The following is an 18,239-nucleotide window of genomic DNA, read 5'->3' as shown; positions in this document are numbered from 1 at the left end:
AAACAAGTAGCAGAATTCCAGTGAAGGAAGGTTCACAATGGCAAACGAAATCCTTTTGCGTTACGGAATGAACCCGCATCAGAAAGAAGCGAAGCTGTATGCCGAAGGCGGAGGCGAGCTGCCGATCCGCGTGCTGAACGGCGACCCGGGCTTCATCAATCTGCTGGACGCCCTGAATGCTTTCCAACTTGTGCGCGAGCTGCGTCAGGCGACCGGTCTTCCGGCGGCCGCTTCGTTCAAGCACGTCAGTCCTGCGGGCGCAGCCGTCTATGCTCCGCTGAACGATACGCTCAAGAAAGCTTACTTCGTGGAAGGTCTGGAGCTGTCCGAGCTGGCTACCGCCTATGCGCGAGCGCGCGGAGCGGACCGGATGTCGTCGTTCGGCGATGCGGCGGCGTTGAGCGATACGGTGGACGCCTCGACGGCCAAGCTGCTGAAGCGCGAAGTATCCGACCTGATCGTTGCCCCCGGTTACGACGAGGAGGCGCTCTCGATCCTGAAGGCGAAGAAGGGCGGCAAGTTCCTCATTCTGCAAATCGACGCGGACTATGTGCCTCCGGCTATCGAAACCCGTACCTTGTTCGGGCTGAAAATGCAGCAGGAGCGCAACGACGGCACGATCGACGCTTCCGTATTCGATCATGTCGTGACTAGCAACAAGGAATTGACCGAAGAAGCGAAGCGCGATATGCTCGTGGCGCTGATTACGCTGAAATATACGCAGTCCAACTCGATCTGCTACGCGCTCGACGGCCAAACGATCGGCATCGGTGCGGGTCAGCAGTCGCGCATCCATTGTACCCGCTTGGCGGGCGACAAGGCCGACCGCTGGTATTTGCGCCAGCATCCGACGGCTCTCTCCATGAAATTCCGCGAAGGGCTTTCCCGTCCGGAGCAAAACAATGCGATCGACCTGTGGCTCGAGGACGAGCTGACGCCTGTCGAACAGGCGAGCTGGGAAGCATGCTTCGAGGAAGTTCCTCAGCGTCTGACGCGCGAGGAGAAGCGGGAATGGCTGAACGGCTTGACCAACGTATCCTACGGCTCCGACGCGTTCCTGCCGTTCCGCGACAATATCGACCGGGCGAGCCGCAGCGGCGTCCGCTATGTCATTCAGGCGGGAAGCTCGATGCGCGACGAGGAAGTCGTGCAGGCGGCCAACGATTACGGCATGGTCATGGCTTATTCCGGCGTGCGTCTGTTCCATCACTAATTTTGCACCGATAAAGGAGAACGTGCTCGTGACACAACTATGGAGTCAAGCGGCGGAAGTTCATGCCGCCAACCTGATTACGAATCCGTACCCGGGACGGGGCATTATTATCGGCTTGACGCCGAACGGCACGCGCTATGCCCAGGTGTATTGGATTATGGGGCGCAGCGAGAACAGCCGCAACCGCGTCTTTATCGGCGAGGACAACGGCTTCGTGCGCACGGAAGCCAAAGACCCGGCGAAGCTGACCGATCCGTCGCTGATCATTTATTACCCGGTCCGCCATACGGGGCAGGCACATATCGTGACGAACGGCGACCAGACGGATACCGTTTACGATGCGCTGCGTCAAGGCGGCACGTTCGAACAGGCGCTGACGACGCGCACGTGGGAACCGGACGGCCCCAACTACACGCCGCGCATTTCCGGGCTGGTCGATTTGGGCGATGCGCACTGCGCGTATAAGCTGTCGATCTTGAAGACGAACGCCAACGACCCGTCGCAGACGATGCGCCACTATTTCCACTATGAGCAAGGCATTGCCGGCTTTGGCCATTGTATTACGACCTATGCGGGCGACGGCAATCCGCTGCCATCGTTCCAAGGGGAACCGCTTCTGATGCCGCTGTTCGACGATGCGGAGCAAACGGCTTCGTTCTTCTGGGAGCGTCTGAACGCGGACAACAAGATTTCGCTGCTGGTCAAGACGATCGACCGGGCAACCGGCGAGACGAAGACGCACATTATTAATAAATAATTCAAGCTGACAGATTCGGGAGGGTTCGGTTTGCGTATTTTGGTGGTTGGCAAAGGCGGAAGGGAACACGCGATCATCTGGTCGCTGAAGAAAAGCGCCAGCATCTCGCACATTTACTGTGCGCCGGGGAATGCGGGCATAGCCGAGCTCGCGGAATGCGTGCCGATTAAAGAAAGCGAGTTCGAGAAAGTCGCCCAGTTCGCGCTGGATTACGCGATCGACCTGGTCGTGATCGGCCCGGACGATCCGCTCGCCGACGGCATCGTCGACGTACTGGAGGAGCGCGGTATTCCCGTATACGGTCCGCGCAAAAATGCGGCGATTATCGAGGGCTCGAAAGTGTTCACGAAAGATTTGCTGAAAAAATACAACATACCGACGGCCGCTTACGAATCGTTCGAGGAATACGAACCGGCACTCGCTTACGTGAGCCAACAAGGAGCGCCGATCGTCATCAAGGCGGACGGTCTGGCGGCAGGGAAGGGCGTCATCGTGGCGCAGACGCTGGAGGAAGCGGAGCAGGCGCTGCGGGAGATCATGGTAGACAAGGTGTTCGGCAAAGCCGGAAGTCTCGTCGTCATCGAGGAGTTTTTGCAGGGTCAGGAAATGTCCATTCTGTCGTTCGTGGACGGGGATATCGTTCGTCCGATGGTTCCTTCCCAGGACCATAAGCAGGTGTTCGACGGCGACAAAGGGCCGAATACGGGCGGCATGGGCACGTACAGTCCGCTGCCGCATATCCCGCAAGCAGTCATCGACGAAGCGATCGAGACGATCATCAAACCGACCGCAGCTGCGATGGTGAAGGAAGGCCGTCCGTTCCGCGGCGTGCTGTTCGCCGGGCTGATGATTACGGAGAACGGTCCGAAGACGATCGAATTCAACGCGCGCTTCGGCGATCCGGAGACGCAGGTCGTGCTGTCGCTGCTCGAAACCGATCTGCTGGATATTTTCCTGGCGACGATCAACGGCCGACTGCAGGATATGGATATTCGCTGGAGCGACGAATCGGCCGTATGTGTCATTCTCGCCTCGGGTGGCTATCCGGGCAGTTACCCGAAAGGCGTGCCGATTCACGGCTTGGACGAAGTCCGGGATTCGGTCGTGTTCCATGCCGGGACAGCGACGAAGGACGGCGCGATCGTTACGGACGGCGGGCGCGTGCTCGGCGTAACGGCCAAGGGCGCGTCGATCGAGGAAGCGCGGGCCAAAGCGTACGCCGATGCGGAACGTATCCGCTTCGAAGGCATGCAATACCGCAAAGATATAGCGCTCAAAGCTTTGCGCTAGTACGGACGGGAAGTACGCCGCCGTATGCTTGCCATCAGCGTCCGCCGAAAGGCGGGCGTTTTTTGGTATGACCGGCATTCCCGACCCCGGGACCGGATACCTCTCACTCAAATTCGTTATTCTCGAACTTCTTCTTGTGCTTCAGCATATACCAAACGGCCACGGCCAGCCCGAGAAGCAGCAGCATGGAGCGCCAATGGGTACCGATAAAATGGGAAAGCCCGTTCACGGAGCACATCACCTCGTTAATGTCAGGCTGTAGATCGGCCTGTTGAAGGACCTGGATGCTTTTGTTAGGTATGCCCAATTTGGTTGGTATGAATTCGCGATCGTATGATATACTAATACCAAATATAGGTACAACCATTAACGGGAGGGTTATATCGATGAATTTGGAGCAACAGCAATCGTATACCGACGAGCATCAGTCTACGTACAATGCTCCGTTCCACAAGCTGCTGCGCATGTTGACGCTGTCGATTCTGGTGTCGTTCATCGGATCGGTTGTGGGCATGTTCGTTCCCCCGGCGCTGTTCATACCGCTGGTCATCGTCGAGCTGATCATGCTGGTCGCGGCCTTCTTCATTCGCCGTAAAGGCAAGGGAATCGGATACGGGTTCGTGTTTACGTTTTGCCTAATCAGCGGTATTACGGTATTTCCGAGCATTGCGCACTACACGTCCATCGGCGGACCAACGCTTGTGACGACGGCCTTTTTGCTGACGGCCATTATTTTCGGCGGGCTGACCGCGTACGCGTATTATTCCAAGAGAGATTTCAGCTTCCTCGGCGGCTTCTTGACCGTGGCCGTGCTCGTTCTGATCGGCTTCAGCCTGATCGGACTGTTTACCGGCGGCTTCGGCGGAACGTTGGGCCTGTTCATCGCCGCTTTCGGGGTGCTCGTGTTTTCCGGCTTTATTTTGTACGATATTTCCCAATACAAACACGGCTTGGCCGACGAGGATATCCCGCTGGCCGTGCTTAATCTGTATTTGAACTTCATTAACCTGTTCCTCTACTTGCTGCGTCTGCTCGGCATTTTGTCCAGCGACGACTAAGCGGCGGCGGGAAAAAACGACGAAACCCTCTGCAGGCATCGCGCCTGACAGAGGGTTTTTGCGTCTACTCGGCTCTGCGTTCCAATGTTATGGTCGGGAATCCGGCTTTACGCCCGCCAACGCTTGCGGAATTCAAGCGGAGTGACGCCTTCCCGCTGTTTAAAGGTTTTAATGAAAAAGCTCGCCTGCTGATACCCCACCTGCTCGGCGATCTGGGCGATCGTAAGATCGGAGAACTTGAGCATTTCTTTGGCGAGGGACAACCGCACATGCGTCACATATTCGGTCGGGCTATAGCCCGTATAACGCTTGAATTCGCGGGCCAAGTGATATTTGCTGAAGCTATGCTGTTCGGCTAAGTCGTCCAGCGTTATTTTTGCGCTGCAATTGCGTTCCATTTCATTCATGATTTCGAGAATATAAGGCGGGCAGGTCATATCTTTGGAGTCCGGCTCTTTGTATACGCTCTGGATCAGCAGCTCGGAAAGCATTTCGACGATCCACTTGGAGCTAAGTATATCCGAATGGATGGGTTTTGTTCGCTGGGCTTGCAGCAGCAGCTCAAGCCGGGAAGGAATGATCGTATCGGCCGCCAGGGCATGAACCGGTCCGGCATTTCGCAAAATAAGCTCGGCATAGCTCTGGCTGCTCCCGCCGTTGAAATGAAGCCAGTCCATGTCCCAAACGCCGCTGGCGGTCTCATAATAATGGGGCTCCTTGCAATCGATCAAAAACACGTCATTGGGCAATAAAGAATAGCTCTTGCCTCCATACTTCAGTCTGCCTTGTCCCCGCTTCGTCCATAAGAGAAGGAAGGAATGGTACTGCTCGCGGTTCGTGTAATAATGCTCCAAAGCTTTAAACCTTCCGACCGCTTGCACGTAGAAAAACATCGATTGAGCCAGAAGGCTCGGCGTCACCTCGATATTTTCGGATTCCGGGGCGAGGTCCCATTCTACTTGAAGCGGATATTTGCGCATGCTCCACCTCCGCAATGCAGCAAGAAAGTATGATGATGTATCCATATTATGCGATGATTTCTGGAATGTAAACGCATACGATTGAGAAAGGTTGGCGATATCCAAGCACGCAGCCCGATAAACAGGCCTGGGGCTGAATCTGACTAGACTGGGAGTGGACCACATGGAGCACGTCTCGTTCGTTCTGCACATTCATCCTGATCATGAAGCCGAATATTTCCGCAGGCACCGGCAAGTGTATCCCGAGCTCGAGGAAGCGTTCGGCCAAGCCGGCATCAAGCGCTATCATATTTATTATCACGACGGTACATTGTTCGCCTATATGATCGTTGAGCATTTCGGGGAGGCTATGCAGATGTTGGCCAATCACCCTGCGAATGCAAGATGGCAAGCATATATGAGCGATCTTCTATTGCCGTGGGAGGACGGAGAGAACGTGAAGGTGATCCGGGAGGCGTACCGCTATGTACAAGAATCGCTTCATGAAAAGGCGTGAACGGATCGTCGGCAGACGGATTGCAAGCTTTGCTTAACGGGTGGGTATACTGGTATACAACGGAGCATCCTTACCGTATCTGTGCTGGAGCCGATCGCATCGACAATTTCAAAAAACGTCACGAAGGCTCCTTGCGGAGCTTTCTTTTTTGTCCTTGCTCCCGCTGTGGTAAAATAGAAAGAAACGGGCAGGGCGGTGTCGGACGATGAGAATTGCCATAAGCGGCGGAACCGGTCTGATCGGCAGCAGGCTGGTGCGGTATTTGCAGTCTAGCGGCGATGAAGTGATTCTGATCTCCCGTTCGTCGGCGGGCGGCATGCGAAGCAGTCTGCGGACGGTGACCTGGGATCGGTTGAACGAAGACCGGCAAGAGCTGGAAGGCTTGGACGGCATCGTCAATTTGTCCGGAGAATCGATCAATCAGCGCTGGACGGCGGCGGCCAAGCGTCGTGTGCTCGAATCGCGCTTGTCAACGGTGCGCAGGCTGGCCGAGCTGACCGGATTGCTGAAGCGGAAGCCCAACGCCGTCGTCAGCGGCTCCGCCATGGGCATCTACGGCACGTCGGAAACCGGGGTGTTCGACGAATCGAGCGGGGTCCGCGGCAACGACTTCCTGGCTGGCGTGGTCCAGCAGTGGGAGCGTGCCGCCGGGGAGATTCAGACGAACCGGCTGGTGCTTTTGCGCACCGGACTTGTGCTTGCTCCTGAAGGAGGGGCGTTGCCGTTAATGGCGCTGCCGTATAAGCTGGGCGTCGGGGGTAGAGTCGGCAGCGGCAGACAGTGGATGAGCTGGATTCATGCCGAGGATATCGTGCGCCTGATCCGGCACTGTCTGGACAATCCGGAGATGACCGGACCGGTTAATGCGACTGCTCCGAACCCGGTTACGAACGACGAATTCGGCCGCTCGCTCGGGCGCGCGCTTCATCGTCCGCATTGGCTGCCTTTACCCGGGGCGGCGCTAAAGCTTGCTTTGGGTGAAATGTCCGAGATGCTGCTTACCGGGCAGCGGGTCCTGCCCCAGAAGGCGCTCGAGTGCGGCTTTGAATTTCGCTATCCGGGCCTCGACGCCGCGCTGAAGGAATTATACGATCGCCCATCCGGCTAAAGGGTAGCCGGAATTCGGCAGGCGCAGTCGACCTCTGCTATGCAACGCGGCACGCCCGACGGAAGCTGAGCGCAGTTCGAACGTTTCTTCGATTCGATACTTTTGCTACTTGACACTCTGTGTTAGCTATTGTTAACTGGAATAGGAACGAAAAACGTACAAGTTAGGTACAATAACGGGAAACAGGTGAAGCAGATGAGCGGAAACAAACGGATTTTGATCGGAGCAAGCCAGCCGGCGCTCAGCGAGGGCGTGCTGGCTTCTACCCAGAAGGTCGTACACGAGGCGCTGGAGCGGCTTGGTTATGGAGAAAGCTATTACGAATTGCTGAAGGAGCCGCTGCGGCTGCTTACAGTTCGTATTCCCGTACGGATGGACGATGGTCATGTTCAAGTATTTACCGGCTATCGCGCCCAGCATACCGACGCCGTCGGCCCGACAAAAGGCGGCATTCGTTTCCACCCGAGCGTAACGGCCGAGGAAGTATCCGCTTTGTCGCTGTGGATGACGTTGAAATGCGGCCTCTTCGATTTGCCCTACGGCGGAGGCAAGGGAGGCATAATCTGCGATCCCCGGACGATGTCGCTCGGCGAGGTGGAGCGTCTGGCCCGCGGTTACGTGCGTGCGATCAGCCAGATCGTCGGACCGAACAAAGATATTCCGGCGCCCGACGTCTACACGAACGCGCAAATTATGGCTTGGATGCTGGACGAATACAGCCGTATCCGCGAATACGATTCCCCCGGCTTCATCACCGGCAAGCCGCTCGTCATCGGAGGCTCGCAAGGACGGGAGAAGGCGACCTCGCTCGGCGTAGCGATCTCGATCCGCGAGGCGGCGGCGCAGCAGGGCTTGGCAATTAAAGGACTGAAGGTATGTATCCAGGGCTTCGGCAACGTCGGCAGCAATCTGGCGGAAATTCTCGATCAATGGGGCGCCCTCGTCGTCGGCATCAGCGACGTACATGGCGGCATCTACGACGAGAACGGGCTGGACGTGCCTAACCTGCTCGACCGTCGAGATTCGTTCGGAAGCGTAACGAACTTGTTCAGCAAACGGCTGAGCAATTCGGAATATTTGCTCCAGCCTTGCGACGTGCTCGTCCCGGCCGCTCTGGAAAACCAGATCACGATGGACAATGTCGAGAAGATTCAGGCGAAAATGATCGTCGAAGCCGCCAATGGACCAACTTCGCTCGAAGCCAGCAACAAGCTGCACGAGCGCGGCGTTCTCGTCGTTCCGGACGTGCTGGCCAATGCGGGCGGGGTGACGGTGTCTTACTTCGAGTGGGTGCAGAACAATCAGGGCTACTACTGGACGGAGGAAGAAGTCAACCGCAAGCTGGAAAGCAAGATGGTCGAGGCAGTGAACAAAGTGCTGGCTTTGTCCAAAAGCCGCACCATCACGCCGAGGTTGGCCGCTTATATGCTTGGCGTGCAAAAATATGCCGAAGCAAGCCGGCTGAGAGGCTGGGTCTAGGCCGCCAAGGCGTTACGCAATCCGTCATTAAAGCTGATCAGGTTCCTCCAGAGGAACGGTAATAGATACGGTTCACGTTCCGGATTAAAAAGACACCTCCAAACCACTTAGATGTGGGAAGGAGGTGTCTTTTTACGCGATATCGCTCTAGTAGCGGTCCGGATTGCGGCGGTTCGTGGAACGGGTGTATACGGTGGAGTTGGTGGAGCGGGTGCGGGCTTTTTTCGTGCCTTTGCCCTTGCGCCGTTTCCGTCTCCGTTTTCTCCGCTTTTTAAACTCGTAATCGTCGGGATCGTCGGTCGCTTTCGATTTGCCGGGCATCATATTCATGAGTAGCTTGAGCATCGGCTGCATTTGCTGAATATTGCTGACGATCTTCTGCACCTTGCCCATCGTCGACATAATGCCTTCTATGCCGCCCATCCGGTCGACGACCGATTTGATATTGCTGAGACTGAGGTTGCTGAGCAGACCGCCCGCCCCGCCTGCCCCGCCCGCCCCGCTTGCGGCTCCTACAGAAGGAGCTTGCACGGCAGGCAGCTGGGAGCCGAACTGTCCGCCCAATTGTCCACCCAATTGTCCGCCGAATGACTCTCCGAACGATTGGGTAGGGGAGAAACCGAAGCCTTCGGTCGGAAATCCGCCGCCCGCCCCGGCTCCGGGGTAAGGACCGATGCTGCGGGATTCCCACTGGTTGCGGTTGTGACCTTGGCTCCTGTGGTGTCTTTGGTTCCGCTGGTCCTGCCAGACTGGCCATTGATTTGGATTCACGCGGTTCACATTCCTTCTTGTTTGGATTAATCGTTATAGGATACAGTATGTGGTAGGCGAATGATTGGATTGGACGAATGCCCGGTTTTTTGCGTCCAGTTCGGGGATATGCCCGACAATAGGGAGAAATGGGCGTTTAAGAAGCCCGTTTTCCGACCTGTCTGTTCCGGAATGACACACCGATGCCTAAGAGGCCGGCAACGATTTTAGCGCGACAGTGCATAGAAATTTTACTGTTTCGCCATCGTAAAGGAAGGAAAGTCGGTATTTGTGTCGAAACAGGTAAGTAAGTCAGTGAAATGGGGTTGAGTGAAGGTGCAGTTGAAGAAGCTGAACGATAAAACGATCGACCAGTTGTTCGAGGCCGTATTGACCTTGAAGACAGTGGAAGAGTGCTATATTTTTTTCGACGATCTATGTACCGTTAATGAGATACAATCGATGTCGCAGCGTCTTGAGGTAGCCCGCATGCTGGGCAAAGGCAGCACGTATAACCAGATCGAAGCGGAAACGGGAGCCAGCACGGCGACGATCTCACGGGTTAAGCGTTGTTTGAATTACGGCAATGACGGGTATAAAATGTCGTTGGAACGGCTCGGCCGCTAATTCGCAACCCGTCTCGCCGTTTTCCTGACGCGCGTCGCGGTTACCGAATCCTGCTCCCGCAAGGGGCGGGGTTTTTGCGCTGGCGGGGCGGCCGAATTGACTTTCGCGACCGGTTTCGATAGCATGAGAAGGGAAGTTGACGGAAAGGGTGTCTGTCATGGGGCAAGCGGGCGTACTCGTTATCAGCCACGGCTCGCGCAGCGCGGAATGGATCGAACGGATCGACCGTGCGGTCGCCGAGATCCGGCTGCCGGCAACGGAGCAGGGGCCGGTTCCTATCGTGTCCTCGTTCCTCGAACTGGCGGAAGGACGGCTTATCCAGGACGGCATCGATGCCTTGGAGGCGCTCGGGGTGACGGAGATGATCGTCATACCGTTGTTCATCTCTTACGGCAGTACGCATGTGGATGAAATCCGCTATGCGCTCGGCGATCTGCCGCATCCGTCCTCGGATACCGATCTGGAGCCTTTTCGGCTGCGTGCGAGCGTAAGCGTATGCCCTCCGCTGGATGATGATCCGGTCGTCGCGAATATATTGCTGGAGCATCTGCGGGATATCACGCATCGGCCCGAGCGTCAACGGGTTTTACTGATCGGTCACGGGAGCGAGCTGCCGGACTTTTATGCGCGTTGGAAAAGAGGGCTGGGCCGCATCGCGGACAGATTGCAGCAGCTTGGCGGTTATGCCGGGGTCCATACGGCGCTGCTGCTGCCGGACGAGTCCCGCGAAGCGCTCGGACGTTTCATAGAAGAAAATCCGCACGAGGACGTCCTCGTGGCTCCGGTTTTTCTAAGTACAGGCTATTTTACAAGCACCGTTATTCCGCAAAGACTGGGCGGGCTTCGCCACCGGTACACGGGGAAAGCGCTGCTTCCGCACCCGGCGGTGTCCCGCTGGATGGAGCGGCAAATTACCGCCATGCTGGGCGCAATCCAAAGCCATAAGCAATAAGTAGGCACGTTTAAACAAATCGCTCACAATAGAGAAAGATTCCTAGATGGGGGAATGGGTCGATGGCGAAACGCGCCAGATTGATCTACAATCCGACCTCCGGTCGCGAAGAAATGAAACGAAGATTGCCGGAGATTTTGCAACGGCTCGAGTATGGCGGACTGGAAACGTCCACGCACGCCACGATCGGGGAAGGCGACGCGGCCGTTGCCGCCGCCGATGCGATCGACCGCGGCTTCGATGTCATCATCGCCGCAGGCGGGGACGGTACGCTGTATGAAGTGATTAACGGCATGGCGGAGAAAGAGCGTCGTCCGCCGCTCGGCATACTGCCGGTCGGTACGACCAACGATTTTGCTCGGGCGCTCGGCATTCCGAAGCACTGGGAGTTCGCGGTCGATCTGATCTTGCAGCAGCATACCCGGAAGATCGACGTAGGCAAGGTCAACCAGCGGTATTTCATCAACATTGCCGGCGGCGGTTCGATGACCGAGCTTACGTACGAGGTGCCGAGCAAGCTGAAGACGATGCTCGGACAGCTCGCTTATTATATGAAGGGGCTCGAGAAGCTGCCGCGTCTGCGGCCGACCGAGCTGAGCTTTGTTTCCAAGGAAAAGCATGTTCACGAGGAAGTCATGATGTTCCTGATCTGCAATAGCAATTCGGTCGGCGGCTTCGAGCGGCTTGCGCCGGATGCGAGCTTGAGCGACGGGCTGCTCGACGTCTTCATTTTGCGCAAATGCAATTTGGCCGAGTTTATCCGCATCGTCTCGTCCGCGCTGCGCGGGGAGCATATGAACGATCCGCATGTCATTCATTTCAAGACGCAGAGCATTCAGGTCACTTCCCCGGACTATGTGCAATTGAACCTGGACGGCGAGTTTGGCGGCACGCTGCCTTGTACGATATCGGTACTGCCGGATCATTTACATATTTTCGTCGACGAGTCCGGGACGTCCACCTATAAATAAGTAACGGAGTGTATCAATCGTGGCAAAACGATACGGCCCAAGCGGTCGAACGAAGCGGGGCGGATCGCAGGAAAGAGCGGAGCGGAACGGGCAGCCGGACAAGCGCGACCGTCGCCGCGGTCCATCCTCTGCATCGGCTTCCTCCGCCGTCTCGGCACCGGTCGCGATGCAGGAACGGGTGAAGGTTCAGGTCAACGGAATCGGACATGAGGGAGAAGGGGTGGGCCGCACCGACGGCTTTACCCTTTTTGTTCATGGAGCGCTGCCTGGCGAACAGGTGGAAGCGCAAGTGACCGGCATCAAAAAACAATACGGCTTCGCGCGGCTGCTTCAGGTGCTGGAGCCGAGTCCGCAGCGGGTCGAACCCCCTTGTCCGGTATTCGGAGAGTGCGGCGGCTGCCAGCTGCAGCATCTGGATTACGAAGCGCAATTGCAGTGGAAACGACGGCATGTAGCGGACAATTTGCGAAGGATCGGCAAGCTTCACGTTGCCGGCTTAGGAGAAGTCGGCGAAGGTTCGGCGCCTGGTCGCTCCTTGAACGGCGAGGAGGAAGCCCGTACGCCCACTGTCGCCGCCCTCGTTGATGCTGCCGATCCGGTCGCTGCCGGGGTCGTCGTACACCCCACGATCGGGATGGCCGATCCGTGGCGATACCGGAATAAAGTACAGGTTCCTTTCGGGGAGCGGGATGGCCGAGTTGTGGCCGGTTTTTTTGCGACCGGCAGTCACCGGATCGTCGATGCCGAACGCTGCCTCATCCGCAGCGAGACGGCCGATGCCATCGTGAGCATCGTGAAGGAGGAAGCCGGCCAACTAGGCATTCCCGCTTACGATGCCGGGAAGCAAAGCGGCTTGCGCCATGTAATCGTCAAGACCGGTTTCCACACCGGCGAGACGATGATAGTGCTTGTAACGGATAAGCGCAAGCTTCCCCATGCGAAGGAACTCGCGGCCCGTATCGTCAAGCGGGTGCCCGGCGTAGCCAGCGTATGCCATAACGTTCATGATGGATCGGACGGCACGGTGATGGGAGCGGAGACATCCGTGTTGTGGGGTAACGATCGTATTTATGATACGATCGGGGACGTGCGGTTTGCGATATCCGCCCATTCGTTCTACCAGGTGAACCCGACTCAGACCGAGGTGTTGTACGGCAAAGCGCTGGAGTATGCCGGTCTGACCGGCAATGAGACCGTAATCGACGCTTATTGCGGCGTCGGGACGATCTCGTTGTTCCTAGCGCAGCGGGCGAAACGCGTATATGGAGTAGAGGTAGTGCCCGAGGCGATCGAGGATGCCCGGCGCAATGCCGAGCTGAACGGCATCGACAACGTCGAATTTGCCGTCGGCAAAGCCGAGGAGGTTCTCCCGACTTGGCGCGCTGCGGGTGTCCGGGCCGACGTCATCGTCGTCGACCCGCCTCGCAAAGGCTGCGACGCCGCTTTGCTTGAGACGATCGTGGCAATGCAGCCGCGCCGCGTCGTCTACGTCTCGTGCAACCCGTCCACCCTCGCCCGCGACCTCCGCCTCCTGGAAGACGGCGGCTACCGCACGGTGGAGGTCCAGCCGGTGGATATGTTTCCGCATACCGTTCACGTAGAATCGGTGGCTTTGTTGGTAAGGAATGGTACAGATCGCTAAGAATGCAGTGGTGGTGCGGGTTTGGGGAGTAGTACTGATGAAATGAAAGTGTGAAACAGAGGCTAGAGAATAGTAGAGTTGACTGATTGTTGACGAAATAAATAATAGATTAATAGACAAAAACACCTGAAGCTGAAATCAGGTGTTTTTGTCTATTAACTAGGGTAGAGGCAGGATTCCTCTTTTCAATTAGGTGAAACAGGTAAGAGTCTTGTTGTCGAAGCAGACAGTGGAATCAAGGAAATCTTCTAATATCGCGGCTGTCCAAAGATAGCGAGAAGGGTCAGAACCATGCAAAACTTAGCAACAGGGTGAACGAAGTAAATGAGATAACTGAGAAACAAAAGTGGAAATGGGCACCTACAGGTACCTCTAATGATATCAAAATGTTGTTTATGGAAGAAGAGTCTCCGAGCGAGGTGAAGATTCAACTGAGATATCTAGAATAATTGTTATAATGAAATTTCTTCTTGAGTATCTAAGGTTCTCTCTTTTGTTACTCTCTTAGAGACATAACTAATTAAATTTGATATTAGTTTATGTGTTATTTTTATTCCTCTGTTAAGAAGTGACATAAATACTATAATTCTTTCTTTAAAAAGAGATACGATAAAAAATATATTAAGTAACATATATAGAAATAGTAATGATGCGATAACAAAAGTAATCAAACTAATGAAGCTCACTATAGGAAACATTTGGTCAATTGTTGGTATAAAATTACTTATGTATTCACTTATTTCAGTAGTCTTCTTTTCAATTAAAACATTAATGCCTAGCATTCCCGTGAAGAATGCTAATATTGTTAATGTTTTTGTTTCTTTGTTTTGAAGTTCACTATGTACTTCTATAAGTCTTTGGTTAAGCTCCCGCATATCTTCTTTAACTTTATTATAAAGCGAATGTATTCCTAGGATATTGTTGAAGAGATTCCACATCTCAATGCCTTGGGTTTCATTGGAAATTTTGTGGAAGTAATAGTTAAGATTTAAATTATCAAAGGAAGATAAAATTCTTCTAGCATTACTTCTCTGAGTATTGAGATTTTCTAATGTAGAATATTCACCGGACAACCTTTGTAATTCTTCCCTATAGAATAAGTTTAATAAAGCAATAATCAAATACTGTTTATTAAAGATTTGTAAGTAGTGATCGGGAAACCAGTTATTTGAGGAGAAACGGTTAAACTTATAACTTGGAGGATTATCAATCTTTATCAATGAAATCCAACAGTTATCATTTCCAATTGTGTAATTTCCCGATGCTCCCCATCGTTGGTAAGTATTATTTTTAATAAAACAATTCACAAATTCCTCATCATAATTATTTATTGTTTCATCAAAACTGGATATCCGGAAAAGCTGTTTTGGTTCAATTAGATTAGTGACTTGTGCACAAGCATGTATAAAATTGTCTGGTTCAATAAATTTAAATGAAGATAATTTGTAATCTTGCAAATCAAAATCATCGGTTGAAATCTTATTTGAAATAAACAAGTTATATTTATCTATTATTGAGGAAACTGCTTCAAAGATATCCGAGTTTTGGTGGGAATTATCTCTTTTTGAAGTTTTAAAGTTGATTTTAGGAGCATTTAGATATTTATTATGGTTCTGCCGTATTCTATTTATAAATTTTATCCAATCATCAAGATCAATAAGTCCCTGATTATTTTCTTCTGGGAGCAAAGCGACGCGTACAACGAGAAAGGCAAATTTATCACTGAATTTATATAATTCTGTTGATAACCATTCAAACCTAAGTTGCTGATTGCATTCTGGGAAATTTGCTTTTATTATTTTGGAGTTTTCTTTCAACCTAAAAGCTGAAAACTTCCCATTTTTAGAAAAGAGTAGATTTTGTATTCCTGGTAAAAAGTATTTACTCACAAATAAATCCTCTATCTCTTGGGTAGCATCATAATCACTGGTTACTTCTGGGTAGTAAAACTTTTGCTCAGCTTGATTATTGGAATTTTCTGAATTAAATATTTGTATCCAATCTTCCTTGTTAATATAAATATTATTGTTTCCCAATTTTGGTCGAACGGGTAATATTATATTGGTAGTGTTAATTCCAATTTTAACTTCCATAATTTTAAAACCTCCTGAATCGAGTGATACTTTTGAACAATATAGAGGAACAATTAAAAACTATTATACAGGAAATTACAAATTGTGTGCCTACAATTTGCATATATCTATTTGGATCCTACTTAAATGGAGAATATGATAAGGATAGTGATGTTGACTTATATATTGTGACAAATTCAAATGAGCGTAAAATTGATATTTTAAAAAAAATTAGAAAGAGGTTGATTGAAAAGGTAAATATCCCTTTAGATTTGGTGATAAGTGATTCGGTGGAATTTTCAAAAAAGTCCCAAATGGCTTGTACATTTGAATATATGATCAAAAATGAAGGAATAAAATTATATGAATAAAGAGGTTTTTTTAGAGTTATTTTCGCGGGGGAATCGGATAAGGGAAGCAGCACATTACTTACTTGGGATGAGTTCGACACCGATTGACATTATTTGCTTCATGTGTTTTCAAAGTGCAGAAACGTTATTAAAATCCTATTTAAGTTTATGCAATTATCCTATTACTCGTGTTCATGATTTAATTTATCTGGTCAAAGTTTGTGCCAAATACAACATTGCGTTTAAGCAAATTGAAGAAAATTGTGCTGAATTAACAAGTTATAATGTACTCATTTACAATGACTTAAGTAAAGAGGACGCTATTGATGCTCTAAACAAAGTTGATTCAATTTATTTTATAATAAGATGTGTGACAAATCAGTTGAAATAATTATTTATTTGTGGAGTATACCTTATGTCTAGGGGGAACCAATTGTTTTTGGAGTGTTCCAGTTAATAGTGCCAAATCTGAGAAATCAGGATTTTCCGAGTACAATATTAGAGAAGTAACGGGTGAGATCTTGGAACAATCAAAAATGGGAGAGTGCATAAAATAAGAAGGTACTTTTATACAACATTAATCAAACCTATTATACATAATGATGTGAAAAATGTATTTCATCCAATTTTGAGGAGGTTCATATGCAAGAAAATAAATTGTATCTACATTTTAAGGATAATAAAAAAAAAATAGAGTTTGATTTAAATAGAAACACTGTTTTTTTTGGGAATAATGGGCAGGGAAAAACCAGGATTCTTCAAACAATTAATTCTTTATATCAGTTAGCTAAAGAGAAGAAAAAGGAAAACTTCTCGAAAATTATTGATAGTATGAATTTGGATGAACTAAGAATAAATGGTGTGGATTATAATTCCTTATTTTTAGCTAACGAAAGTTTAAAGAAAGTAGAGAAAGAAAATCTTATAGGGTTTGTACTTGAAAATATGATGGCTTTGAAAAAATTGTCCTTATTGATAGATGAAATTCCGAATGAATATCTTTATAGCTCTGCTAATAGGAAACATAAAGTTGATCGGATTTTAAAGTATTTAGATAGAGTCATTAAACAGGCAAATTGGCATATTTTTAGTCCGATTGGATTTGATAACTGGTTGAATGATCTTTATTTTTTCGCTAATAGTTTAGTGAATTCTATAAAGCATGCCATAGATTTTGACTTGGAGATTAATTCAAAACATTCTATAAATCTTGTGGAAGAAGTCTTAATATTAGCATCGTACCTCAAAGAAAAGTACCAGCTATATGAATTGAAGTCAAACGATATCGACTTGAATTTTGATTTAGAGAAAAATAAAATTATGGATAATCTATCTTTAAAATCTGCACGCTATATAACTACAGACAATATTGATTTTATGAATATTTTTAAAAAAATAGAGTTGGAAATTAATGCAATCAATAATGGTGTAAAAACTTTCTTTTGGAGCGAGCTCATTGATATTAATAAGTTCGATGAATTATTGCAAAAAAGAAATGAATTATTTGATAAAATTTCAAAATTTAATAATATCATAATTAAATATGCAGATATTAAAATAGAACTTCAAAATATTAATGAACTAATTTTTTTGAAAAATTCCGAGGAAATGACTTTTGATAAGTTATCATCTGGAGAAAAGAAAATAACCTTTCTTTTCTTAGAAATACTTTTAAATGATGTAGATATTTATTTAATTGACGAGCCAGAATTATCATTATCATTGAATTACCAGAATAAAATAATTACTGATTTACATGTTTTAACTAATGGTAAGACTTTGTTTATAGCAACTCACGCTCCATATATCTACGAAGACTTTATGGCAATTGAAGGTAATATTGCGAAAGAAGTGTAATGATATGAACTATAATAAAGAAAAATACAATAGAGGAAAATTGAAACTTGTTACTCAGCCGATTATTTATGTTGAGGGTAAGTCAAATAAAATTTTTTATCAACAATTAGAGGAGTTTTCTGATAAATTTATAGATAATGGTGGTAACTGTAGTAATATTAGAGCTAAAGTTGAATCTCAGCCAAACAGTTATGGAATAATAGATCATGATTATGAAGAGATTAGTCATGAAAAATTATTTCCTATCAACTTCTATAGTATAGAAAATATTTCGCTGATCTATATAGAACGCAATTAAGATCATAACCGAACAAGCAGACGATCGATGGTTTGCATCGGATGCTTATTGATCCGCTTCATGAATTGGCTCACATGAAGCCTGATCGTATAGAACTTTTCAAAGAAGATGTTATTGACCACGTCTGCTTTGAGCCACAGCCATAGCCCTTCAACGGGGTTAAGGTTTGGACTGTAAGGCGGCAGGAAGACTAGCTGTAAACGAGGATGTTTTTTGAGAAACGGCTGTAAGGCTATGGCATGATGAATTCGGCTGTTATCCAGAATAAGAGCCATTTTACCAGTCGGGTACGCCGTGAGAAGATCTTCAAGAAAGCGAACAAAAGCCGCTACATCCGCT

At 49.9% G+C, this 18,239-nt stretch carries 20 protein-coding genes; 15 read left to right on the top strand and 5 right to left on the bottom strand.

Features of this window, described 5'->3' with window-relative positions:
• The first annotated feature begins 37 nt into the window (after positions 1-37).
• Genes ABD796_RS32345 through purD form a run of 3 tightly spaced genes read left to right on the top strand, consistent with a single transcriptional unit; the run spans position 38 to position 3,260 of the window.
• Positions 38-1,213 carry a phosphoribosylaminoimidazolecarboxamide formyltransferase gene (locus ABD796_RS32345; RefSeq protein ID WP_344916313.1) on the top strand — a complete coding sequence of 392 codons (1,176 nt, stop codon included), beginning with the start codon at positions 38-40 and terminating at the stop codon, positions 1,211-1,213.
• A 28-nt stretch (positions 1,214-1,241) separates the two neighbouring features.
• Complete coding sequence (locus tag ABD796_RS32340) at positions 1,242-1,970, top strand: IMP cyclohydrolase (protein WP_344916311.1); 729 nt, start codon at positions 1,242-1,244, stop codon at positions 1,968-1,970.
• Positions 1,971-2,000: 30 nt separating this feature from the next.
• Positions 2,001-3,260: a phosphoribosylamine--glycine ligase gene (gene purD / locus ABD796_RS32335; RefSeq protein WP_344916309.1), complete on the top strand. Its 1,260-nt coding sequence runs from the start codon at positions 2,001-2,003 to the stop codon at positions 3,258-3,260.
• Positions 3,261-3,363: 103 nt separating this feature from the next.
• Here the strand turns inward: purD and ABD796_RS32330 are convergent, their stop codons facing one another.
• Positions 3,364-3,489 carry a hypothetical protein gene (locus tag ABD796_RS32330; protein ID WP_344916307.1) on the bottom strand — a complete coding sequence of 42 codons (126 nt, stop codon included), beginning with the start codon at positions 3,487-3,489 and terminating at the stop codon, positions 3,364-3,366.
• Positions 3,490-3,646: 157 nt separating this feature from the next.
• Between ABD796_RS32330 and ABD796_RS32325 the strand changes: the two genes are divergently transcribed.
• Positions 3,647-4,318, top strand: coding sequence for a Bax inhibitor-1/YccA family protein (locus tag ABD796_RS32325; protein ID WP_344916305.1), 672 nt, complete (start codon positions 3,647-3,649; stop codon positions 4,316-4,318).
• A 107-nt stretch (positions 4,319-4,425) separates the two neighbouring features.
• Here the strand turns inward: ABD796_RS32325 and ABD796_RS32320 are convergent, their stop codons facing one another.
• Positions 4,426-5,298 (bottom strand): helix-turn-helix domain-containing protein, encoded by an 873-nt coding sequence (locus tag ABD796_RS32320; protein WP_344916303.1) that lies wholly within the window; start codon positions 5,296-5,298, stop codon positions 4,426-4,428.
• 163 nt (positions 5,299-5,461) lie between these two features.
• Between ABD796_RS32320 and ABD796_RS32315 the strand changes: the two genes are divergently transcribed.
• The 3 genes from ABD796_RS32315 (at position 5,462) to ABD796_RS32305 (ending at position 8,381) form a co-directional block, all read left to right on the top strand.
• On the top strand, positions 5,462-5,794 hold the full coding sequence (locus tag ABD796_RS32315) for an L-rhamnose mutarotase (protein ID WP_344916301.1): 333 nt from the start codon (positions 5,462-5,464) through the stop codon (positions 5,792-5,794).
• Positions 5,795-5,999: 205 nt separating this feature from the next.
• Positions 6,000-6,902 (top strand): TIGR01777 family oxidoreductase, encoded by a 903-nt coding sequence (locus ABD796_RS32310; protein ID WP_344916299.1) that lies wholly within the window; start codon positions 6,000-6,002, stop codon positions 6,900-6,902.
• A 195-nt stretch (positions 6,903-7,097) separates the two neighbouring features.
• Positions 7,098-8,381, top strand: a complete 1,284-nt coding sequence (locus tag ABD796_RS32305) for a Glu/Leu/Phe/Val family dehydrogenase (protein WP_344916297.1) — start codon at positions 7,098-7,100, stop codon at positions 8,379-8,381.
• A 147-nt stretch (positions 8,382-8,528) separates the two neighbouring features.
• On the opposite strand, the gene ABD796_RS32300 is transcribed toward ABD796_RS32305, so the two are convergent.
• Positions 8,529-9,152 carry an aminotransferase gene (locus tag ABD796_RS32300; protein WP_344916295.1) on the bottom strand — a complete coding sequence of 208 codons (624 nt, stop codon included), beginning with the start codon at positions 9,150-9,152 and terminating at the stop codon, positions 8,529-8,531.
• A gap of 315 nt (positions 9,153-9,467) precedes the next feature.
• On the opposite strand from ABD796_RS32300, the gene ABD796_RS32295 reads away from it, so the two are divergent.
• The 4 genes from ABD796_RS32295 (at position 9,468) to rlmD (ending at position 13,323) form a co-directional block, all read left to right on the top strand.
• On the top strand, positions 9,468-9,758 hold the full coding sequence (locus ABD796_RS32295) for a YerC/YecD family TrpR-related protein (RefSeq protein WP_344916293.1): 291 nt from the start codon (positions 9,468-9,470) through the stop codon (positions 9,756-9,758).
• Between the two features lie 136 nt (positions 9,759-9,894).
• Positions 9,895-10,710: a sirohydrochlorin chelatase gene (locus tag ABD796_RS32290; RefSeq protein ID WP_344916291.1), complete on the top strand. Its 816-nt coding sequence runs from the start codon at positions 9,895-9,897 to the stop codon at positions 10,708-10,710.
• A gap of 62 nt (positions 10,711-10,772) precedes the next feature.
• Positions 10,773-11,681 carry a diacylglycerol kinase gene (locus ABD796_RS32285; RefSeq protein WP_344916289.1) on the top strand — a complete coding sequence of 303 codons (909 nt, stop codon included), beginning with the start codon at positions 10,773-10,775 and terminating at the stop codon, positions 11,679-11,681.
• Positions 11,682-11,700: 19 nt separating this feature from the next.
• On the top strand, positions 11,701-13,323 hold the full coding sequence (gene rlmD, locus ABD796_RS32280) for a 23S rRNA (uracil(1939)-C(5))-methyltransferase RlmD (protein ID WP_344916287.1): 1,623 nt from the start codon (positions 11,701-11,703) through the stop codon (positions 13,321-13,323).
• A gap of 452 nt (positions 13,324-13,775) precedes the next feature.
• Here rlmD and ABD796_RS32275 read toward each other — a convergent pair whose 3' ends face one another.
• A complete protein-coding gene (locus ABD796_RS32275; RefSeq protein WP_344916285.1) occupies positions 13,776-15,416 on the bottom strand; it encodes a hypothetical protein in 1,641 nt (546 codons plus the stop codon).
• A 32-nt stretch (positions 15,417-15,448) separates the two neighbouring features.
• Here ABD796_RS32275 and ABD796_RS32270 point away from each other — a divergent pair, with 32 nt between their 5' ends.
• From ABD796_RS32270 to ABD796_RS32255, 4 genes are all read left to right on the top strand, one after another.
• The gene (locus tag ABD796_RS32270) at positions 15,449-15,766 is read left to right on the top strand and encodes a nucleotidyltransferase domain-containing protein (protein WP_344916284.1); all 318 of its coding nucleotides are present in this window, start codon (positions 15,449-15,451) and stop codon (positions 15,764-15,766) included.
• On the top strand, positions 15,759-16,136 hold the full coding sequence (locus ABD796_RS32265) for a HEPN domain-containing protein (RefSeq protein ID WP_344916282.1): 378 nt from the start codon (positions 15,759-15,761) through the stop codon (positions 16,134-16,136). Before ABD796_RS32270 ends, ABD796_RS32265 begins: the two co-directional genes overlap by 8 nt.
• A 251-nt stretch (positions 16,137-16,387) precedes the next feature.
• On the top strand, positions 16,388-17,602 hold the full coding sequence (locus ABD796_RS32260) for an AAA family ATPase (RefSeq protein WP_344916280.1): 1,215 nt from the start codon (positions 16,388-16,390) through the stop codon (positions 17,600-17,602).
• Between the two features lie 4 nt (positions 17,603-17,606).
• Entirely contained in the window at positions 17,607-17,900 is a 294-nt protein-coding gene (locus tag ABD796_RS32255) for a hypothetical protein (RefSeq protein ID WP_344916278.1), read from the top strand.
• Positions 17,901-17,902: 2 nt separating this feature from the next.
• On the opposite strand, the gene ABD796_RS32250 is transcribed toward ABD796_RS32255, so the two are convergent.
• Positions 17,903-18,239: transposase (locus ABD796_RS32250; RefSeq protein ID WP_344916276.1), on the bottom strand; the 337-nt coding region annotated here is incomplete at its 5' end.

The sequence above is a fragment of the Paenibacillus hodogayensis genome, assembly GCF_039536325.1.
Classification (GTDB): Bacteria; Bacillota; Bacilli; order Paenibacillales; family NBRC-103111; genus Paenibacillus_AB; species Paenibacillus_AB hodogayensis.
This window is presented reverse-complemented; position numbering and strand designations above follow the sequence as displayed.